This window comes from Pseudorhizobium tarimense (assembly GCF_022968135.1).
Lineage (GTDB): Bacteria > Pseudomonadota > Alphaproteobacteria > Rhizobiales > Rhizobiaceae > Neorhizobium > Neorhizobium tarimense.
The window spans coordinates 1-17,188 of the sequence record NZ_JALJRA010000008.1; the positions used below are offsets into that span (position 1 = coordinate 1).

The window sequence follows — 17,188 nt, forward strand, 5'->3', positions numbered from 1 at the left end:
TTCCGCTTCATCTGTCCGTCCTTCAAATCGAGGCCGGACTCTAACTCCAGGTGGAGGAAAAAATCAGTAGCAGGTCAGAGACATTCGCCATGTTCAGTGCCAACCGCATCATGTCCGACTACATCTTCAATATCGCCGACGTCAGCACCTACGGGTGCGACCCCATCTCAGTGGGAAGCCTGATGGAAGAGTTTGAGGTATTTCCAGCATACGGAGACGAATTCGATGACTGGGTTGGCATCTAGGATGCCGCAATAAAGAGCTGCGGATAAGCTTAGACACTTCCGTTGCCCAGGTGACGGCAGGCAAAATGAACGCCGTCACCGAGGACGAGCCGCTAGGCAGGCGGTACAACGTCTACCTCATGATAAGGTCATTCAAACGCCGCCAAGCGGTGGTGCCACGAAGTGCTGGATCGACTTCAGCGATATCCGCTAGTAGCGCCGAAAGTTCGTGTGGAACATAAGCTGGCTTGAGCGCCACAATACGGTCGGCAACCTCTAAGACCTCGTTCGGCCATCGTTTAGCAAGAGATTCTCCTACCCTGTTCCCGTCCTCTCGTCTCTGACGAAAGATGAACATGTCTGGGTGGTCGATCGGTCTCAGGAAGTCCTTAACAACAGCTACGACCGCGGGGAATTGATCTGGCTTGTCCTCCGCTATCCTCAGCATGGTGTCACTGGTAGCTCCCGTCTGGAACCGGGTTTCTTGGGGCCATATCGTCGTGAAGAAACGCTGTCCAAAAGACTTCCAAGCGTTTGCTTCCGCAACGATCCTTTGAAGCGTCCACAACGCTGTTTGTCGACCTGTGTCATCGACAGATTGTAAGGCTTCCCGGCATTCGGCATCGCTTATGTATTTCCCACCATTCTTGTTCCAGTATGTGGCGATAACGAGAACACTAACCGCGTGTCGCTCATCGCGATCATCCGACAGCCAGGTTGGCCGTTCGGAAAAAATACGGAGAAATGTGCTTTTAAGCAGGATGAAAAGTTCGGTTGGTTGCGGTACCCGTTGCGTGAATAACAGTGCGTTCCAAGCTGCTTCCGCAAGCGGGTGAGAAAGTTCAAAAAGCGGAAGAACAGCTTTCTTCGTCCACGCTTTATCGACGAAGTACAACCAGTTAAGCCTCTGCCCCAGGAGAGATGCCGCATGGTCTGCTCCCTCGCCCACTGATTGCAGTGAACGCTCAATGCGGGCAGTGACGTCGGAAGAAATCTTTTCATTCTTTTCAAACTTCCGTTCGTCGATAGACTTGAACAAGGCTTCTACAAGCTGCCCGATAGGACCATTGATAGCGTGATCGAGAGTCTTCCGCGATCGTTGGACCACCTGGTCGCCAATCGTGACCTCGCCAATGCCGCTGGCCGTGGCTTCAACTCCGGAAGTCTGCAGGGCCAGAAAAATGCGATCCCACACCTCGTAAAAATCAACGAGATGAGAGGGTCCGATACCGGTTAGGTGATCCCTTACCCAACTCGCTGAGTATGCTCGTAGCTCAAACTGAACCTGCTGAGGCAAACTTGCGAGCCTCAGCCCACATAGCCTCGTTGCCCTCTGGGGGGCCTCCGCTGGCCATTTTGAAAGCAACTGCCTCCAATACTCTACAGGATATCGTCTATGACGGGCCTCGAACGCCAATCCCGCAAGAGCAAAACCGGGCCGCCTAGCCACAAGGCCCTCAAACGGTGCATGCTCAACAAAAATCTCGTCATCTCGCCCCGACAACTCTACTGAGCGAGCAATGAGGTTGGCGACGCCAACACCATCAAGGTTGACCGGATCGACCCGTCGCTCCACCCAACCGACACGTCCATCCATGTCTCGGTCGGCCGTGAGCTCTAAGCGCTCTGACCAGTCCACGTCAGCCCTGATCTCCGCTAACGCGCTCAATGTCGGCCCCGTCAGCTCGCAGTTGTTCCGATCTAACCAACCTAGCCGAGAGCCTATGTCGTAACGAAGGCGTCGCTCGACCACGCTGCGTTCATCTTCCGGAAATCGATTAGGCGGCAAACGCAACCGATCTTCTATTGCATGCCGCTGGTCGCTCGAGAAATGAGGCCATTTGGCGCGGAGTAGATGAAGAAGGTCACGCTCCAGATACGGGTCCCAAAAAGATTCCTCCTGAAGAGCCAGAACCCCTTCAACGATGGCCTCGGGATTGAAAAGGCTATCGATCTTCCATGCGAACAGTCGAAACTTGTCGAAGAAAAAGCGATCTACAGGTGGCCATTTGGCCGCCTCCGCCAAGGCTATTGAGGGTTCCGTTTCGGCAAGGCGCTTGAACAGTTGGGTAGCCCAGAGAAAAAGTTCAGCTGGCCCCTCACGCGGAACATATCGTTCGCCTCGTCCGCCGTCTGGTTCTATGGCGGGCAGGTGAAAATATACGGCGGATCGCCCAGTGTCCTGCAAGAGCTCGGCAGCACGTTCCAACGAGCGGTTCACTATGCCAACAACTCGGGGGAGCGCTTCTCCCGGCACGTCGATGTCGTGGTTGTGTCTCGACGGACAGTGGACAGAAAACGCAATCAGCTCATCAAGTTTGCCGTTGTCGCCACCGTCACTGGCTAAGAGCGGCATCGCTCGGAACGAAACTTCTGCTTTCAATCGGGGTTTGATAGCCTTTTCAAAAGAACGGAAGGTTGCGTTGCTCCAGCCGCCGCGTTTTAGCAGTGCCACAAAATCAAACCAGCCGAGGTCATGGAAATCCACTCCTCGCTCTTCCTCAACCTCAAGAAGGAGGCTCCACAGCCGCTGAACGTCGTCGGGGAACTTGGTTCCATGACCAGTCAAGCGTCGATTTATGCTCCAGAGTAGATCGGGATGGAGATTGATTTGTCGGCTCGCCCACCAAATCGCAAACCATTCGTGCGCTACCTTCTCGAACCATCGAGTTAGCGACCAAAGCCGACGAGGGATCGCACCCCGTCGTTGAGGAGACGCCCCGGCGAGGCGGAAGAAAATATCGCTGTCCGTGTCTGCGGGGAGTTTGCCTAAGAAATCGATTCCGCCCCCAGCGTGTCCTCTCCCCTCAAGCCTGGGAGGATCGTCGTCCAAGCCGTATTCTAGAAGAGGATCAATGTGGTTCGCATCTTGGCCATAACCATCCATGAACGGTTGGGAGTAACGAACATTGCGATCAAGTACACATAGCCATTCTGCACAAGGAGGAGAATTGGCTTCTGCGAAACACTTCGCGCCCTCCGGCGTTGCCGCAAGAGCAGCTATTTGGCCACGTTGATATGGTTTCAGCAGCCGGGGCGAATCGTTCGCCATAGCCAGGGTTTTTGCGCGCCAGCCATCTGGGTCGTCAGCGCGCTCAGCCCATGCCTCAAGTGTGCCCCAAAGGTCTTCGAAGTTGCCAAAAGGAATACCTGACACTCCAAGATCACGCCATTTGGAATGAACTTCGTTCTCTTCTCCTCGGTCGAATGCGTAGATCGGTTGCAGCTTCGCCGACGTACTGGCGTTCAACCCCTCAAGGAGGTAGCGGATCGGAGGATCGCCTGCCGAGTAGCCCAACAGGACCACTGTCTTCTTCTCCAAGAGTTGGCGAAAGAATGCCGTGGCCCAACCGTCTGCAAGGTAAGCGCGGCCAAAATCACCTGATCCCAAAACGAGCGCGCTCGATGGTCCCTCCGTCTGGCGACCGCTCCCAAGTCTGCCATGGAGATACACCACCCCAGAATGGAGGCTATCACCCGTCATGACTGGCAACATTGGTGGAAACCACCGTTTCAAGCGTGGCATCGCTCGTTCAAACAGAAGGTCGAAGTTTGTTGTTACAACGAAAGGCATCCCCCTGGCATCTTTAGAGAGACGGAGAACGACTTGGTGGTGGTGAGTGACTGGTTTCTGTGGTGTCTTTAGAAGGCGCGTAACCTCCTTTTCAATCTTCTCCGTAGTATAGGCCCGCTGAAGTTGTCCAAAAACCTGATCGAAAGGTGGGGCTAGATCAGGATCGTTCTTTGCAATGGCCATGGCCATCTGCATACCGACCTTGGAGCTAGCCTGAACTCCCAACCTCTTCATAACTTGAACTGTCAGCTCAAAGAAGCTGAGCAAACCAGCAGGCTTGGAGACGCCAGCACCGCAGAAAAACACGACTTCGCCTTGATCCCGCGCCGTGAGCAGTTCGATAGGTATTGATGGCCCTGATTCGATAAATCTCATGACGCAGCTTTGCACAGCACACGTTTAAAGAGAACTGAGGTCTTGAGAAACCTGTCGAAGCGACCACGAGATTGATTTGAGAGCAACATCAACGACGCTGGGGGATTGGGTTGCTGGGCGACGGACTCGCGTCTACCTACGGTGATGAATGCCCGTAGGGTAGCAAATCCGGACTTATGCGACGACGAGTCCTGACTTGTACGGCGAGAGTCCGGCCTGATGTGGCGATGGACAGAAATGGTGGGCCCGGAGGGACTCGAACCCCCAACCAAGCGGTTATGAGCCGCCGGCTCTAACCATTGAGCTACAGGCCCTTGCCTTCAAAAAGCATCCGGTGGCGCAATGGCTCGCAACCGGTAGGCTCGCTCTAACGCAATTTCGCGGCGGCCTCAAGCCGTTGCCGTATTCGCTTCACAATCGGCGATCACCAATGAGGCATCACCCACCCGCACGAGGAATCACGATGCGCCCGACCATCTCCGTCCGCCCCACGCTGTCTCGCCTGTCGCTTGCCGGCCTCCTGCTCGTCTCCACGATGGCACCCGCCCTGGCACAGGAGCCATCGCAGCCTCGGCGTGAGCCGACCGTCACGGTCGCCGCCGATGGAGAAGTCTCGGTGGCACCGGACATGGCGATAGTCAGCTTTTCCGTCGTACGCAATTCCGAAACGGCGGAAGTCGCCGTCAGCCAGAACACCTCCGCCATGGCGGCCGTCATGGCGGCCCTGAAAGCGGAAGGCATCGAGGCGAAGGACATCCAGACGAGCAACTTCTCGATCTATCCGCAATACCGCCAGACACCGCCGAAGGAGGATGGTTCAACCGAGGCGCCGCAGGTGAGTGGCTACGAGGTGACCAACACGCTGACGGTCGAGATCCGCGACGTCGCGAAGGTCGGTGCGATCCTCGACAAGGCTGTTAAGCTCGGCGTCAACCAGGGCGGGCAGATCAGCTTCACCAATGACGACCCGCAGGAGGTGCTGAGCGAGGCGCGCAAGCAGGCGGTGGAGCGGGCCGTGGCGAAGGCGCGCACGCTGGCGGAGGCCGCGGGCGTCCAGCTTGGCGAGGTGGTGGAGATCAGCGAGGCGAGCACTTCGCAGATGCCGCCGCAGCCGATGTACCGGATGACGATGGCGAAGGAAGCGTCCGACAGCGTACCGGTTTCGGCCGGCGAGAATACCTACACAGTCTCCGTCGAAATGACCTTCGGCCTGAAGCAGTAAGGCCACAAGAAAACGCCCCCGCTAGCCTCTAGGGGCTGGCGGGGGCGCATCCTCCGTCAACGGGCGAATGAAGACGGAAGCTCTAGCGGCGGATCACGGGGCAGCCGCGGTCATTGGCGAAGACCACGCGGTCGCGGCCATGCCGGTCACGGCCAATGACGGTTACGGTGCGGCGGTCGACATCCACGACGCGGGCGCGGCGAAGGCCCATGTGGCGGGCTTTCTCTTCGGCAAGCCAGGGTGCGCAGCGTCCGCCGCGATGGTGGCGCGGGCCGTCCCAGCGGTCATGATGACGGTCCCGGCGCCAATCGCCGCGGTCATCCCAGCCCTGCTGCACGAAGATGCGGAATTCGGAACCCGCTGCCGCTGCAGTGGAGGCCGTCGCAGAGAAGCCGCCAAGGGCAATCAGTGCGGCGATGCCGGCCTTCATGAAGAAGTTGGTCATTGGTGTCTCTCCCGATTGGACCAGAAACTGGCGCCATTGATCTCTCCCGACTGCCGGGATTGGAGAGACCCTAGGAGGATGCTGCTGAACGCTCTCCGAATCCGCCGTTCAGCAGGCATTCATCAAGATCAGTGGGAAAGATGAAGCACGACCGTGCGGCTGTGCGGCCGGTCACGGTGTTCGAAGAGGTAGACGCCCTGCCAGGTGCCGAGCACGGGGCGGCCGCCGCTGACCGGGATCGAAAGGGAGACCGGCGTCAGCGCCGCCTTGATATGGGCCGGCATGTCATCCGGCCCTTCCATCGTATGGGTGACCCAGCCCATGGAGGGTGCATTCGATGACGGCACGAGGCGCGCAAAGAAGCTCCTCAGATCCCGCTGGACGTCCGGATCGGCGTTTTCCTGGATCAGCAGAGAACAGGAGGTATGTCGCACGAAGACAGTCAGCAGCCCCTCCTCCACATTCTGGCGCCTGACGAAGTCGATCACTCGGTCAGTGAACTCGTAGAGGCCCTGCCCCCGGGTCGATATCGTCAGTTGCGTCTGCGGCATGGATGTTCCTTCACACTATGAGGAGCGCTCTGCGCTTCCCCTTACCGTGTCAGAAACGCCTGAAAGCCGCCATAGATCATCCGCTTGCCATCAAAGACGTTCTTCCACTCGTCGCCGGCTAGCCGTGGGTCCGCCATCACCTTCGCACAGATTTCGTCACGGCTGGCGCGATCCTTGTAGGTGATCCACGAGAAGATGACCGTTTCTTCCTCCGTCGCCTGGACGGAGCGTGGGAAGGACGTCAATTCGCCAAAGGGCACGTCGTCGCCGATGCATTCGACGTAGGATAACGCGCCGTAATCCAACCACACGTCACCTCCAAGGCGCGCCATCTCCTTGTAGTTTTCCAGCTTTGCGGTCGGCACCGGCACGATGAAGCCGTCGACATAGACCATGATCGCCCTCCTTGGTTGAACCGACGAAGGACGATCTATGTCCGGGAGATCCGACACCGGCCAATCATTTTCTTGCGGCTCGTCAGAAACGGGTGATGACGCTTATCCCGGGCGCCGTTGCCCGGTCCATGGCCATCAATGCGGGAGCTGCCTCTTCCAGGCTGATGCGTGACGAGATGAGCTTCGCCGGCTCCATGCGCCCTGCGGCAATCATTGCCAGCATTGCGTCGTACCGCCAGGCCTGCATGCCGTGGCTGCCATAGATCTCCAGCTCGTGGCTGATCACCTGCGCCATCGGGATCTGCGGCGTCGAATGCTCGCCCAGCATCAGCCCCACCTGCACATGGCGTCCCCGGCGGCGGAGGTTCTTGATCGAATTGAAGCAGGTGACCGGATGGCCGAGCGCATCGATCGAAACATGGGCGCCGACGCCGGTGATCTCCCGCACCGCCTCGACCGCATCTGCAACCGTGGACGCGTTTATCGTCGCCACCGCACCGCATTGACGCGCCAGCGCAAGCTTATCCTCCGAAAGATCAAGGCCGATCGCATTCGCACCCAGCGCGGTCGCAATGATGATTGCGGACAAGCCTACGCCGCCGCAGCCATGCACCGCCACCCATTCGCCAGGCCCCGTGCGCGCCTGGTCGACAACGGCACGGAAGGAGGTGGCAAAGCGGCACCCGAGACTGGCCGCCGTCGCATCGTCAATCGTCTCCGGCAGATGAACAAGGTTCGTGTCCGCGTAACCGATCGCCACATATTCCGCGAAGGAACCCCAATGGGTGAAGCCCGGCTGGAACTGGTTGGGGCAAACCTGCTGGTTGCCGGAATGGCATTCGCCGCAATGGCCGCAGCCGGCCACGAAAGGCACCGTCACGCGGTCGCCGACTTTGAAGCGCATGACGCCCTTGCCCGTCGCCACGATTTCGCCGGCCAGTTCATGCCCCGGAACATGCGGCAGGCGGATATCCGGATCATGCCCCATCCAGCCGTGCCAGTCGCTGCGGCACAGACCGGTTGCGCCGATCTTGATGACGACACCATCGTCCGTCGGCGTCGGATCGGGCAGTGTTACGATGGTCGGCGCCTTTTCGAAGGCGTCATAGAGCATGGCTTTCATGGGCGGTTCCTTCCGACTCGCGCGCGAGCATATCCGCGCCCGTTCGATGGTCAAAGTGGATCGAAAGCGGGGGGCAGCCGTTACCGCACGAGATGTTCGGGAGGAGCAGAATGGATCAGCGGCGCGAAGAGCGACAGGCAGTCGAAGATGCAACGCGCGTGAGCCGGCTCGGCTTCCCGGTCAAGGTCATGGGCCGAGACGACCTGAAGAGCAACGACAGTCGCAGAGCGGCCAGCAATCCGCATCTCAAGGTCTCGCTGGAATACGTCGACCAGATCCTGGATCACCTCGACCGGCACGATATCCGCATGTACCGCCTCTCCTCCGATCTCGCGCCCTATGCCACGCATCCTGACATGCCGCAGTTCCACCAGATGGTCGCCGAGAGCGATGCCGAGCTTCAGGCAATCGGCATGAAGGCCAAGGCGCTCGACATCCGCCTCTCCTTCCATCCGTCCCAGTTCGTCGTGCTCAACAGCCCGGACCCGAAGCTCGTGCGCAAGAGCATCTGGGATCTCGAGAGCCAGGCGGAGATACTCGATCGCATGGAACTCGGCCTGGAAGCGGTTATGGTCATCCATGTCGGCGGGACCTACGGCAACGTCGAGGAAAGCCGGCAGCGCTGGGTTCGCACCTGGAAGACTCTCCCGGAGCCTGTTCGCCGGCGCCTCGTGCTGGAGCACGACGACCTGCGCTTTTCCGCCGCCGATGTCTTGTGGATCCATGAACACACCGGAGTCCGACTGATCTTCGACCATCAGCACTTCTGGTGTCTCAACCCGGAGCGGGCAGACCTGCGGGAAACCCTTTCCGCCATCCTGCGCACCTGGCCTGGGGGCCAGCAGCCGAAGATCCACTTCTCCTCACCCCGCACCGAGCTTCGGGAGCAGGTGAAGGTCGATCCGAAGACCAGGAAGAAGACCGTCCGCCATGTTGCACCGGTCTTCACCGGCCATGCCGACTTCTGCAACCCTTTCGAATTCGCCACCTTCATGCGCACAGCCGAAGGCCTGGATTTCGACGTGATGCTGGAGGCAAAGGCAAAGGATCTGGCGCTGCTACGCCTGCGCCCGGATCTCCTTCGCTATGCGCCGGACGTTGCCGCTCGCTTTGGCCTAAGGGCAGACGAGGCGGAGACGCTGGAGGGGGAAGCGGAGGCTCTCATGGTGGACGCAGACGAAACAGGTGGCGCTTGACCGGAACCGACATCCTCAAGTCCCCGGGAAACCGCGTCGTCTCCATTCGCTCCGCGGCACTGGCGCGCCGATATCGAAGGCAAACCGCATCACCTTCGTCGCATCCTCGTTGATTTCGCAGCGGAAGCTCAGATCGTACCACTGACCTTTCGCCCGAAAGGCTGTCTGCCGCAGTTCCAGCACCGTCCCCTCGGACAATGGAGAGCGCGGGATGAAGTCGGGGTCCTGCGGTGGGGATGCATTGCGCAACTGCTCGGTCAGTTCCGTTTCGCAGAGCTGGGTCGCCCGCATGCTGCGCGGCAGGTCTTCCATGGCGGTGCGTGCGACGGGATCTTCGGTGATCTCTTCCGAAAACAGCACCTTCGCCTCGGTCAACGTCTCAACCGGTTCGTCAGTGGACTGTCCTTCGGCTTCGGAAGGCTCCTGCACCGTCTCCGGTGGAGCGGTTGCCGGCTCTGCGGCATCCGCCGTAGCAGTTTCGGCGGCCAGCGCCTCAGGCGCCTCCGCTTGCGGGTTCTCCTGAGGCTCGGCCTCCGCTTCCGGCTCTGGTGGCGTTTCCGGTTCTGGTGGCGCTTCCGGACCTCCCGCGGAGGCATTGCCTTCCGGCGATTCTTTCGGACCCGGTGTCTCCTCGCCAAACTCGAACACGGGGCGAAGGGTTGGGATCGGCGATGCTTCTGCAGACTCTTCTTCGGCAGCTGTCTCAGGCGGCGGCGGTGGAGGCTCAGGCGCCTGCTCCTCCTCCGCTGGCGGCGGTGGCGGCTCCTCCGCCGCTTCCGGCTGAGGCTCGGCTTCTGGCGCAGGCTCCGGCGGGGGCTCGGGTTCCGGCGGCCGTTCGACGATCTCCACGGTCACCGCCTCCTCTTCCGGAGGAACCGGCAGTTCAAGCGGCAGACCTAAGATCAGGATCGCTGCCAGCACGACATGCAGCGCAAAAGAGGCCGGAATGCCCCACCTCATGTCGCTTCGTCGTTTTTCGACCTCGTCTGCCATGGCAGCGGATGTAAGGTTAAATCATGCGAGGATCGAGTCCCTGCGCATCAAAAGAAGAAGGCGGATGATGAACCCTGTGCTGCTGACCTATGTCTCCCTCGCCGCCGCGATCGCTCTGGAAGTGGTCGGCACGACCTTTCTCCAGCAGAGCCAGCAATTCACCCGCCTATTACCAACCCTGCTTATGGCTCTTTGCTATGCGGCGGCCTTCTACCTGCTGTCACTGGCGCTCCGCACGATGCCGATCGGGGTCGCCTACGCGATCTGGAGCGGGCTGGGTATCGTGCTGATCTCGCTGGTCGGTTTCTTTATCCTCGGCCAGCGCCTCGACCTTCCCGCCATCCTCGGGATCGGACTGATCATTGCAGGCGTGGTGGTGGTGAACGTGTTCTCGTCCTCCGTCAGCCACTAAAAAGCCCCGGCCTGCTTTCGCTGGCCGAGGCTTCGATATCTCCCGATGCCGAGTGTTTAGCTGTCGAGGAACGACCGCAGCTTGCGCGACCTGCTCGGGTGCTTCAACTTCCGAAGCGCCTTCGCCTCGATCTGACGGATACGTTCGCGGGTCACAGAGAACTGCTGACCGACTTCTTCGAGCGTGTGGTCGGTGTTCATGCCGATGCCGAAGCGCATGCGCAGCACGCGCTCTTCACGCGGCGTCAGCGAGGCGAGAACGCGGGTCGTCGTTTCACGCAAGTTCGCCTGGATAGCCGCGTCGATCGGCAGAAGCGCGTTCTTGTCCTCGATGAAATCGCCGAGGTGGCTGTCCTCTTCGTCACCCACCGGGGTTTCGAGCGAAATCGGCTCCTTCGCGATCTTCAGGACCTTGCGGACCTTTTCAAGCGGCATGGCGAGCTTTTCGGCCAGTTCTTCCGGCGTAGGCTCGCGGCCGATCTCGTGCAGCATCTGGCGCGACGTGCGGACGATCTTGTTAATCGTCTCGATCATGTGCACCGGGATGCGGATCGTGCGGGCCTGGTCGGCGATCGACCGGGTGATCGCCTGCCGGATCCACCACGTCGCATAGGTCGAGAACTTGTAGCCGCGGCGATATTCGAACTTGTCCACCGCCTTCATCAGGCCGATGTTGCCCTCCTGGATCAGGTCCAGGAACTGCAGGCCGCGGTTGGTGTATTTCTTGGCGATCGAGATAACCAGACGCAGGTTTGCCTCGACCATCTCCTTCTTGGCGATACGCGCCTCGCGCTCACCCTTCTGGACCATGGACACGATGCGGCGGAACTCCGCAATCGAGATGCCGGTTTCGGTGGCGAGGTTCTGGATCTCCTGGCGAATATCCCGGATCGTCTGGTTCTCCTCGCGCGCAAAGTCCTTCCAGCCGCGGGCAGAGAGGTTCGCGATCGACTTCATCCAATTCGGGTCGAGTTCCGCGCCCTGATACTGCTCTAGGAAGGAGTCACGCTTGACGCCATAGGATTCCGCCAGACGCAGCAGACGACCTTCGTTCTGCATCAGCCGTTTGGAGATGTCGTAAAGCTGCTCGACCAGCGCGTCGACGCGGTTCTGGTTGAGCGACAGCGACTTCACTGCCGTGATCAGTTGGTCCTTCAGTTCCTTGTAGCGGCGCTCCTGGCCGGACGACAGCGTGCCGGTGCAGGAGAGGCGCGCCTCCACCTGCTGGTCCTGCAGCTTGCGCAGCTTCTTATAGGTGTCGGCAATCGTGTCGAGCGTTTCCATGACCTGCGGGCGCAGTTCCGCTTCCATGGCAGCGAGGGACAGGCTCGACTCGTCGTCGTCTTCTTCTTCCTCTTCACCCGGCAGGCCTTCACCGCCCACGGCCGTGATGTCGTCGTCATTGGCGGCAACGCGAGACTTGCGTGCACGCTCCTTCTCTTCGGCAGCCTTGCGGTCAGCCTCGATCTTCTCCGGGCTCTGGAACTGCGGAGCAGCCTTCGCCTCGGGACCCGAATAGGTCGTTTCAAGATCGATGATCTCGCGCAGCAACGTCGTGCCTTCGTTGAGCTCGTCGCGCCAGATGATAAGCGCCTGGAAGGTCAGCGGGCTTTCGCAAAGCCCGGCGATCATTGTTTCGCGGCCGGCCTCGATGCGCTTCGCGATGGCGATCTCGCCTTCGCGCGACAGGAGCTCCACCGACCCCATTTCGCGCAGATACATGCGCACCGGGTCGTCGGTCCGGTCCGTCGGTTCTTTCTTCTTTGCGGTCGCAAGCGCCGTGCCCGACGTCGTCGTGACTTCGCCGCCGTCGCTATCGCCGTCGCTGTCATCGGAGCTGTCGTCGTCATCATTCGAAGCGTCATCCGCCTCATCGTCCTCGACGACGTTGATGCCCATATCGGAAAGCATCGACATTGTGTCCTCGATCTGCTCAGAGGTAACCTCCTCCGAGGGCAGAACCGAGTTCAGCTCATCCATGGTGACATAGCCGCGCTTCTTGGCAGCCTTGATCATCTTCTTGACCGCGTCGTCGGAAAGGTCGAGAAGGGGACCGTCCGGCGCACCTTCGCGCTCGGTCTCGACTTCTTCGTTTTCTTTGACTTTCGTTGCCATTTAATTTCGCTTTCCCTGAACGCCACCTCGCCGCGGTGGCCGCCGGCTTGGGGCTTATCGCCCCAGCCGCGAATCACTGTTCAACACGTACGGAATGATCTTTAATTCCGGATTACCACGACGGCAGCTGCCTGAAGACGGCGCCCCTGTCCTGCAGGACACCGATCGCGACCCGGCGCGCTTGACCCACTCCACCTTTTCTGCCTGCTGTGGTGATTCCCACAAATTAACGCTCCGTCAAGCTTTTCTAGGGCGATGAGCCGGAGAAAAGTGGAAAAAGCCGTCTTATTCAGCTTCGAGGTCGAACATGTACACGGTTGCCGGATATGTAGGCAGTCGCTGATCGGTGACAAGAGCCGACAGATCTAAATGTGGTACCCCCATTCACCCCGTGCATGCGCTCTCACTATAGTTATACAACGATTCGCCAAGGCCTAGCCATGTCCGACGGCAGCGCCCTTGACGCGGCCAGACATCACACCGAAGCCGTCGATGATCGCTTCCTGGTTCTCCAAGCGCCCGATCTCTAGCTGGACCTCCGACAGGGCGAGCATCAGAGCGGTTGCCCGCTCCTCCTCATCCGCCGCGGTTTCGGCGATCTCCCGCTCCAGCTCGATCTTCTGCCAGCGAAGCTCCTTGTTTCGCGAGTGCAGGGCATAAGCCTGGCGATAGGCCTGCACGACGTCCTGCAAGTCCGCTTCCGGTGTGGCGGTCCATAGCCGGGCGTTGCGGACCTGCTGGTTCATCGTCGCAAGCAGAGCCTCAAAGCCATTTTCCTCCAGCTGCTCGCGCAAGTGTTCACGGTCAAGGCGGGCACCGAGCTTTGCCGCCACGGTCAGGAGACACGACCAGAAGCGCTGCAGATCCCGGCTCTCGAAATCCACGCCTGCAATCTCGTCATAATCATCGAGAAGCAGTTGCGGATGGTTGACCACCGTCAGCGCCAACACGCTTTCGCGGAGCGCCGGCAGGTCCCGATGCCCACGCACCAACCCGGAGCGGGCAAGCCGATCCGAAACGACCACACCCCGCTCCTGCCCCCGTCCTTGGCCGGAAGCGTTTCCTGCCCGCGGGCCGCGCGCTTGGAAGCCGCCGCGCTTGTCACTGTTGCGGTCACCACGGAAGAAGACGTTCAGCCGCTCGCGCATCTCCTGCTGGTAGTACCGCCGAACATTCTCGTCCGCGATCACAGAAACGATCTGCTTGAGGCGCGCTTCGAGCTCTGCCCGCTTCTCCGGCGTGTCGAAACTCCCCCCGGAGGTCTCGCGCATCCACATCATCTCGGCGAGCGGACGCGCTTCCGCCATGACCTTGTCGAACGGGCCGCGCCCGTCCTGCCGAACGAGGTCGTCAGGGTCCTTGCCTTCCGGTAGCAGGGCGAAGCGAACGGAACGACCGGGCTTCAGGAAGGGCAGTGCCAGATCAGCTGCGCGGTTGGCGGCACGGGTTCCGGCGCCATCGCCGTCGAAGCAGAGCACCGGCTCCGACGACATCTTCCACAGGAGATCCAGCTGGTTCTCCGTCAGCGCCGTCCCAAGCGGCGCCACCGCATTCTCCACCCCCGCCTGATGGAGGGCGATCACGTCCATATAGCCTTCGACTGCGATCACCGTCCCGCCATCACGCGAGCCGGCACTGCCCTGCGCAGCGCGCCGCGCCCGGGCAAAATTGTAGAGCACCTGCCCCTTGTGGAAGAGCTCGGTCTCGTTCGAGTTGAGGTATTTTGCCGGTGCGTCCGGCGACATGGCACGGCCGCCAAAGGCGATCACCTTCTCGCGCGACGACAGGATCGGGAACATGATGCGATCACGGAACCGATCATAGGAGACGGCAATGCCCTCCCCGTGAACAACGAGCCCGCACGCCTCGACCTGCTCCTTCGGCACACCCTTGCCCGCGAGGAACTCCTTAAGCGCGTTGCGGCTTTCGGGCGCGTAGCCCAGCCGGAAGGTCTCGACCGTCCGCCCCGTCACCCCACGATCCCGCAAGTAGGCGCGAGCCCGGGCTCCGGCTGCACTCTGCAACTGATCCTGGAAGAACTGCGTCGCCAGTTCCATGACGTCGAGAAGCGTCGTCCGCTCTTTCTCGCGCCGCTCCGCCTGCGGATCCGGCTGCGGGAGCGCGATCCCGGCCATATCGGCGATCTGCTGCACCGCCTCCGGAAATTTCAGCCCTTCGAGATCCGTCAGGTAGCGGAAATGATCACCGGATACGCCGCAGCCGAAGCAATGATACCGCCCCTTCCGGTCTTCGCAGTGAAAGCTCGGGCTCTTCTCGCCGTGAAACGGGCAGCAAGCCCAGTAGTCTCCCCGGGCGACATTGGTCTTCTTGCGGTCCCATGTGACGCGGCGGCCGATAACCGACGAGATCGGCACGCGATCACGGATTTCGTCGAGAAAGCTGTTGGAAAAGCGCATCATTACCTCGGGTCCCCGACCAGTATAGGGGTCGACGCCAAGCTATGCCAATCGCAAAGCATGTCATGCCCGCTATTCACAGCCGCCACAATGCAAAAAGCGGGACCAGCACTGGCCCAGCCCGAAGCGTCATCGATCGCTGATGACAGCTATTTCAGCAGATCCTTGACCATTCCGGACGCCTTCGCGAAGTCCATCTGGCCCGGATACTTCTCCTTCAGCGCGTTCATGCACTTGCCCATGTCGCGCAGCCCGTGTGCCCCCGTTTCGGAAACGACGGACTGGCAGAGCTGCCGGACCTTTTCCTCCGACAGCTGTTCGGGCATGAAGCTCTTGATCACATGGATTTCCTCGCGCTCCTGCGCGGCAAGCTCGCTGCGGCCGGCCTCGTCGTAGATGCGCGCCGATTCCTCGCGCTGCTTCACCATCTTCTGCAGGACCTGCATGATCTCTTCGTCACTGACGGGATCCTTGCCGGCGCCGCGGTTCGCAATGTCGCGATCCTTGATGGCCGTCTGGATGAGACGCACGGTGGACAGACGTCGGCTGTCCTTTGCCTTCATCGCATCCTTCATTTCGTTCGCGAGCTTATCGCGCATCATGTTCCTGCTCCTTTGGAGAAGCCGCGGGCGGGTAGCCAATTGCGGCTTTTCCTTGTCGATGAGGCCGCTCTCATAGACAAGCACGCCGACACGATCAAATCAAATCAGGCAAGCTCTTGATTTTGTTGGGAGCAAAATCCACTTAGAAAGAACATGGCTGACATTGACCGCTTCGCGCGCTTTGTCTATTTTCCGGCACCTGCACGAGATTTCGGTATTGGGCTGCGCGGGTCATCCGGCGCGCCCTTTTCTGCGACCATAAATGGCCCTGTTTCCCCGCGACTTCAAGTGGTGGGGCTTAAGGGGCAGAAGGATAGAGATGACCGCCACCGCCCCCTGGACAAGCAAAAAACCCACCGCCGTTCTGGTCCTCGCCGATGGCACCGTCATCGAGGGCGTGGGAGTCGGCGCAACCGGCAAGGTCTGTGCCGAGGTCTGCTTCAATACGTCTCTTACCGGGTACCAAGAGATCCTGACCGACCCCTCCTATCTCGGCCAGATCGTCACCTTCACCTTCCCGCATATCGGCAATATCGGCACAAATGAAGAAGACATCGAGGACCTGACGCCAGCGGCACGTCGCGGCGCAGTCGGCGTCATCTTCAAGGCCGACATCACCGAGCCGTCGAACTATCGCGCAGCGAAGCATCTCGACGAATGGCTGAAGTCGCGGGGCGTGATCGGACTTTCCGGCATCGACACCCGGGCGCTCACCGCCTGGATCCGTGAGAAGGGCGCACCGAACGCGGTGATCGCCCACGACCCCAACGGCGTCTTTGACATCGAGGCGCTGAAGGCCGAGGCGCGCAACTGGAGCGGCATAGAAGGGCTCGATCTTGCAAAGGAGGCCACGTCGGGGCAGTCGTCGCAGTGGACGCAGACGCCCTGGGTCTGGGATGAAGGTTACGGCGAAGCGGACACGGCAGAAGCAAAGTACCATATTGTCTGCGTCGACTACGGCGTGAAGCGCAACATCCTGCGGCTCTTCGCCGGACTGGACTGCAAGGTGACGGTTGTTCCGGCACAGACCTCAGCCGAGGACATCATGGCGCTCAACCCCGATGGCGTCTTCCTGTCCAATGGACCAGGCGATCCGGCCGCAACAGGCGAATACGCCGTGCCGGTCATCCGGCGGGTCCTGGAAAAGGATGTACCGACCTTCGGCATCTGCCTTGGCCACCAGATGCTTGGTCTCGCCCTCGGCGCCACGACGACCAAGATGCACCAAGGTCACCACGGTGGAAACCACCCGGTGAAGGACCATACGACCGGCAAGGTCGAGATCGTCTCGATGAATCACGGGTTCGCAGTTGACTCGAACTCGCTGCCCGAAGGCGTTGAGGAGACTCATATTTCCCTGTTCGACGGCACGAACTGCGGCCTGCGCCTCAGCGGCAAGCCCGTCTTCTCGGTTCAGCATCACCCGGAAGCCTCTCCCGGTCCGCAGGACAGCCACTACCTGTTCCGCCGCTTCATCAACATGGTGCGCGAGCGCAAGGGCGAACCGGCGCTCGCCGAACGGTAACTTTCTCGAAGCCCGCCCCT

At 60.4% G+C, this 17,188-nt stretch carries 14 protein-coding genes and 1 tRNA gene; 5 read left to right on the forward strand and 10 right to left on the reverse strand.

The features are described from left to right. Positions 1 to 89: 89 nt before the first annotated feature. Positions 90 to 245 (forward strand): hypothetical protein, encoded by a 156-nt coding sequence (locus MUU54_RS10720; protein WP_247244021.1) that lies wholly within the window; start codon positions 90 to 92, stop codon positions 243 to 245. Positions 246 to 357: 112 nt separating this feature from the next. Here the strand turns inward: MUU54_RS10720 and MUU54_RS10725 are convergent, their stop codons facing one another. Together MUU54_RS10725 and MUU54_RS10730 are read right to left on the reverse strand one after the other, a co-directional pair. Then, entirely contained in the window at positions 358 to 4,173 is a 3,816-nt protein-coding gene (locus MUU54_RS10725) for an SIR2 family protein (RefSeq protein WP_247244022.1), read from the reverse strand. A 238-nt stretch (positions 4,174 to 4,411) separates the two neighbouring features. After that, a tRNA-Ile gene (locus MUU54_RS10730) sits at positions 4,412 to 4,487 on the reverse strand. A 149-nt stretch (positions 4,488 to 4,636) separates the two neighbouring features. Here MUU54_RS10730 and MUU54_RS10735 point away from each other — a divergent pair. After that, positions 4,637 to 5,395 carry an SIMPL domain-containing protein gene (locus MUU54_RS10735; RefSeq protein WP_247244023.1) on the forward strand — a complete coding sequence of 253 codons (759 nt, stop codon included), beginning with the start codon at positions 4,637 to 4,639 and terminating at the stop codon, positions 5,393 to 5,395. Between the two features lie 82 nt (positions 5,396 to 5,477). Here MUU54_RS10735 and MUU54_RS10740 read toward each other — a convergent pair whose 3' ends face one another. From MUU54_RS10740 to MUU54_RS10755, 4 genes are all read right to left on the reverse strand, one after another. Beyond that, positions 5,478 to 5,840, reverse strand: coding sequence for a hypothetical protein (locus MUU54_RS10740; protein WP_247244024.1), 363 nt, complete (start codon positions 5,838 to 5,840; stop codon positions 5,478 to 5,480). A 128-nt stretch (positions 5,841 to 5,968) separates the two neighbouring features. Further along, positions 5,969 to 6,391 carry a secondary thiamine-phosphate synthase enzyme YjbQ gene (locus tag MUU54_RS10745; RefSeq protein ID WP_247244025.1) on the reverse strand — a complete coding sequence of 141 codons (423 nt, stop codon included), beginning with the start codon at positions 6,389 to 6,391 and terminating at the stop codon, positions 5,969 to 5,971. A 41-nt stretch (positions 6,392 to 6,432) separates the two neighbouring features. Then, on the reverse strand, positions 6,433 to 6,786 hold the full coding sequence (locus MUU54_RS10750; RefSeq protein ID WP_247244026.1) for a DUF1428 domain-containing protein: 354 nt from the start codon (positions 6,784 to 6,786) through the stop codon (positions 6,433 to 6,435). Between the two features lie 82 nt (positions 6,787 to 6,868). Continuing rightward, on the reverse strand, positions 6,869 to 7,909 hold the full coding sequence (locus MUU54_RS10755; RefSeq protein ID WP_247244027.1) for a zinc-dependent alcohol dehydrogenase family protein: 1,041 nt from the start codon (positions 7,907 to 7,909) through the stop codon (positions 6,869 to 6,871). A gap of 110 nt (positions 7,910 to 8,019) precedes the next feature. Between MUU54_RS10755 and uvsE the strand changes: the two genes are divergently transcribed. Next, positions 8,020 to 9,105 carry a UV DNA damage repair endonuclease UvsE gene (gene uvsE, locus MUU54_RS10760; protein ID WP_247244028.1) on the forward strand — a complete coding sequence of 362 codons (1,086 nt, stop codon included), beginning with the start codon at positions 8,020 to 8,022 and terminating at the stop codon, positions 9,103 to 9,105. Positions 9,106 to 9,120: 15 nt separating this feature from the next. On the opposite strand, the gene MUU54_RS10765 is transcribed toward uvsE, so the two are convergent. Further along, entirely contained in the window at positions 9,121 to 10,065 is a 945-nt protein-coding gene (locus MUU54_RS10765) for a DUF930 domain-containing protein (RefSeq protein WP_247244029.1), read from the reverse strand. Between the two features lie 100 nt (positions 10,066 to 10,165). On the opposite strand from MUU54_RS10765, the gene MUU54_RS10770 reads away from it, so the two are divergent. Continuing rightward, a complete protein-coding gene (locus MUU54_RS10770) occupies positions 10,166 to 10,510 on the forward strand; it encodes a DMT family transporter (RefSeq protein ID WP_247244238.1) in 345 nt (114 codons plus the stop codon). A 56-nt stretch (positions 10,511 to 10,566) separates the two neighbouring features. Here the strand turns inward: MUU54_RS10770 and rpoD are convergent, their stop codons facing one another. The 3 genes from rpoD to MUU54_RS10785 all read right to left on the reverse strand — a co-directional run bounded on the left by rpoD (position 10,567) and on the right by MUU54_RS10785 (position 15,640). Then, positions 10,567 to 12,624, reverse strand: a complete 2,058-nt coding sequence (gene rpoD / locus MUU54_RS10775) for an RNA polymerase sigma factor RpoD (protein ID WP_247244030.1) — start codon at positions 12,622 to 12,624, stop codon at positions 10,567 to 10,569. Positions 12,625 to 13,058: 434 nt separating this feature from the next. Beyond that, positions 13,059 to 15,041, reverse strand: coding sequence for a DNA primase (dnaG, locus tag MUU54_RS10780; RefSeq protein WP_247244239.1), 1,983 nt, complete (start codon positions 15,039 to 15,041; stop codon positions 13,059 to 13,061). 149 nt (positions 15,042 to 15,190) lie between these two features. Continuing rightward, positions 15,191 to 15,640: a GatB/YqeY domain-containing protein gene (locus MUU54_RS10785; RefSeq protein ID WP_247244240.1), complete on the reverse strand. Its 450-nt coding sequence runs from the start codon at positions 15,638 to 15,640 to the stop codon at positions 15,191 to 15,193. A gap of 322 nt (positions 15,641 to 15,962) precedes the next feature. Between MUU54_RS10785 and carA the strand changes: the two genes are divergently transcribed. After that, positions 15,963 to 17,168 carry a glutamine-hydrolyzing carbamoyl-phosphate synthase small subunit gene (carA, locus tag MUU54_RS10790; RefSeq protein ID WP_247244031.1) on the forward strand — a complete coding sequence of 402 codons (1,206 nt, stop codon included), beginning with the start codon at positions 15,963 to 15,965 and terminating at the stop codon, positions 17,166 to 17,168. Positions 17,169 to 17,188: the final 20 nt, after the last annotated feature.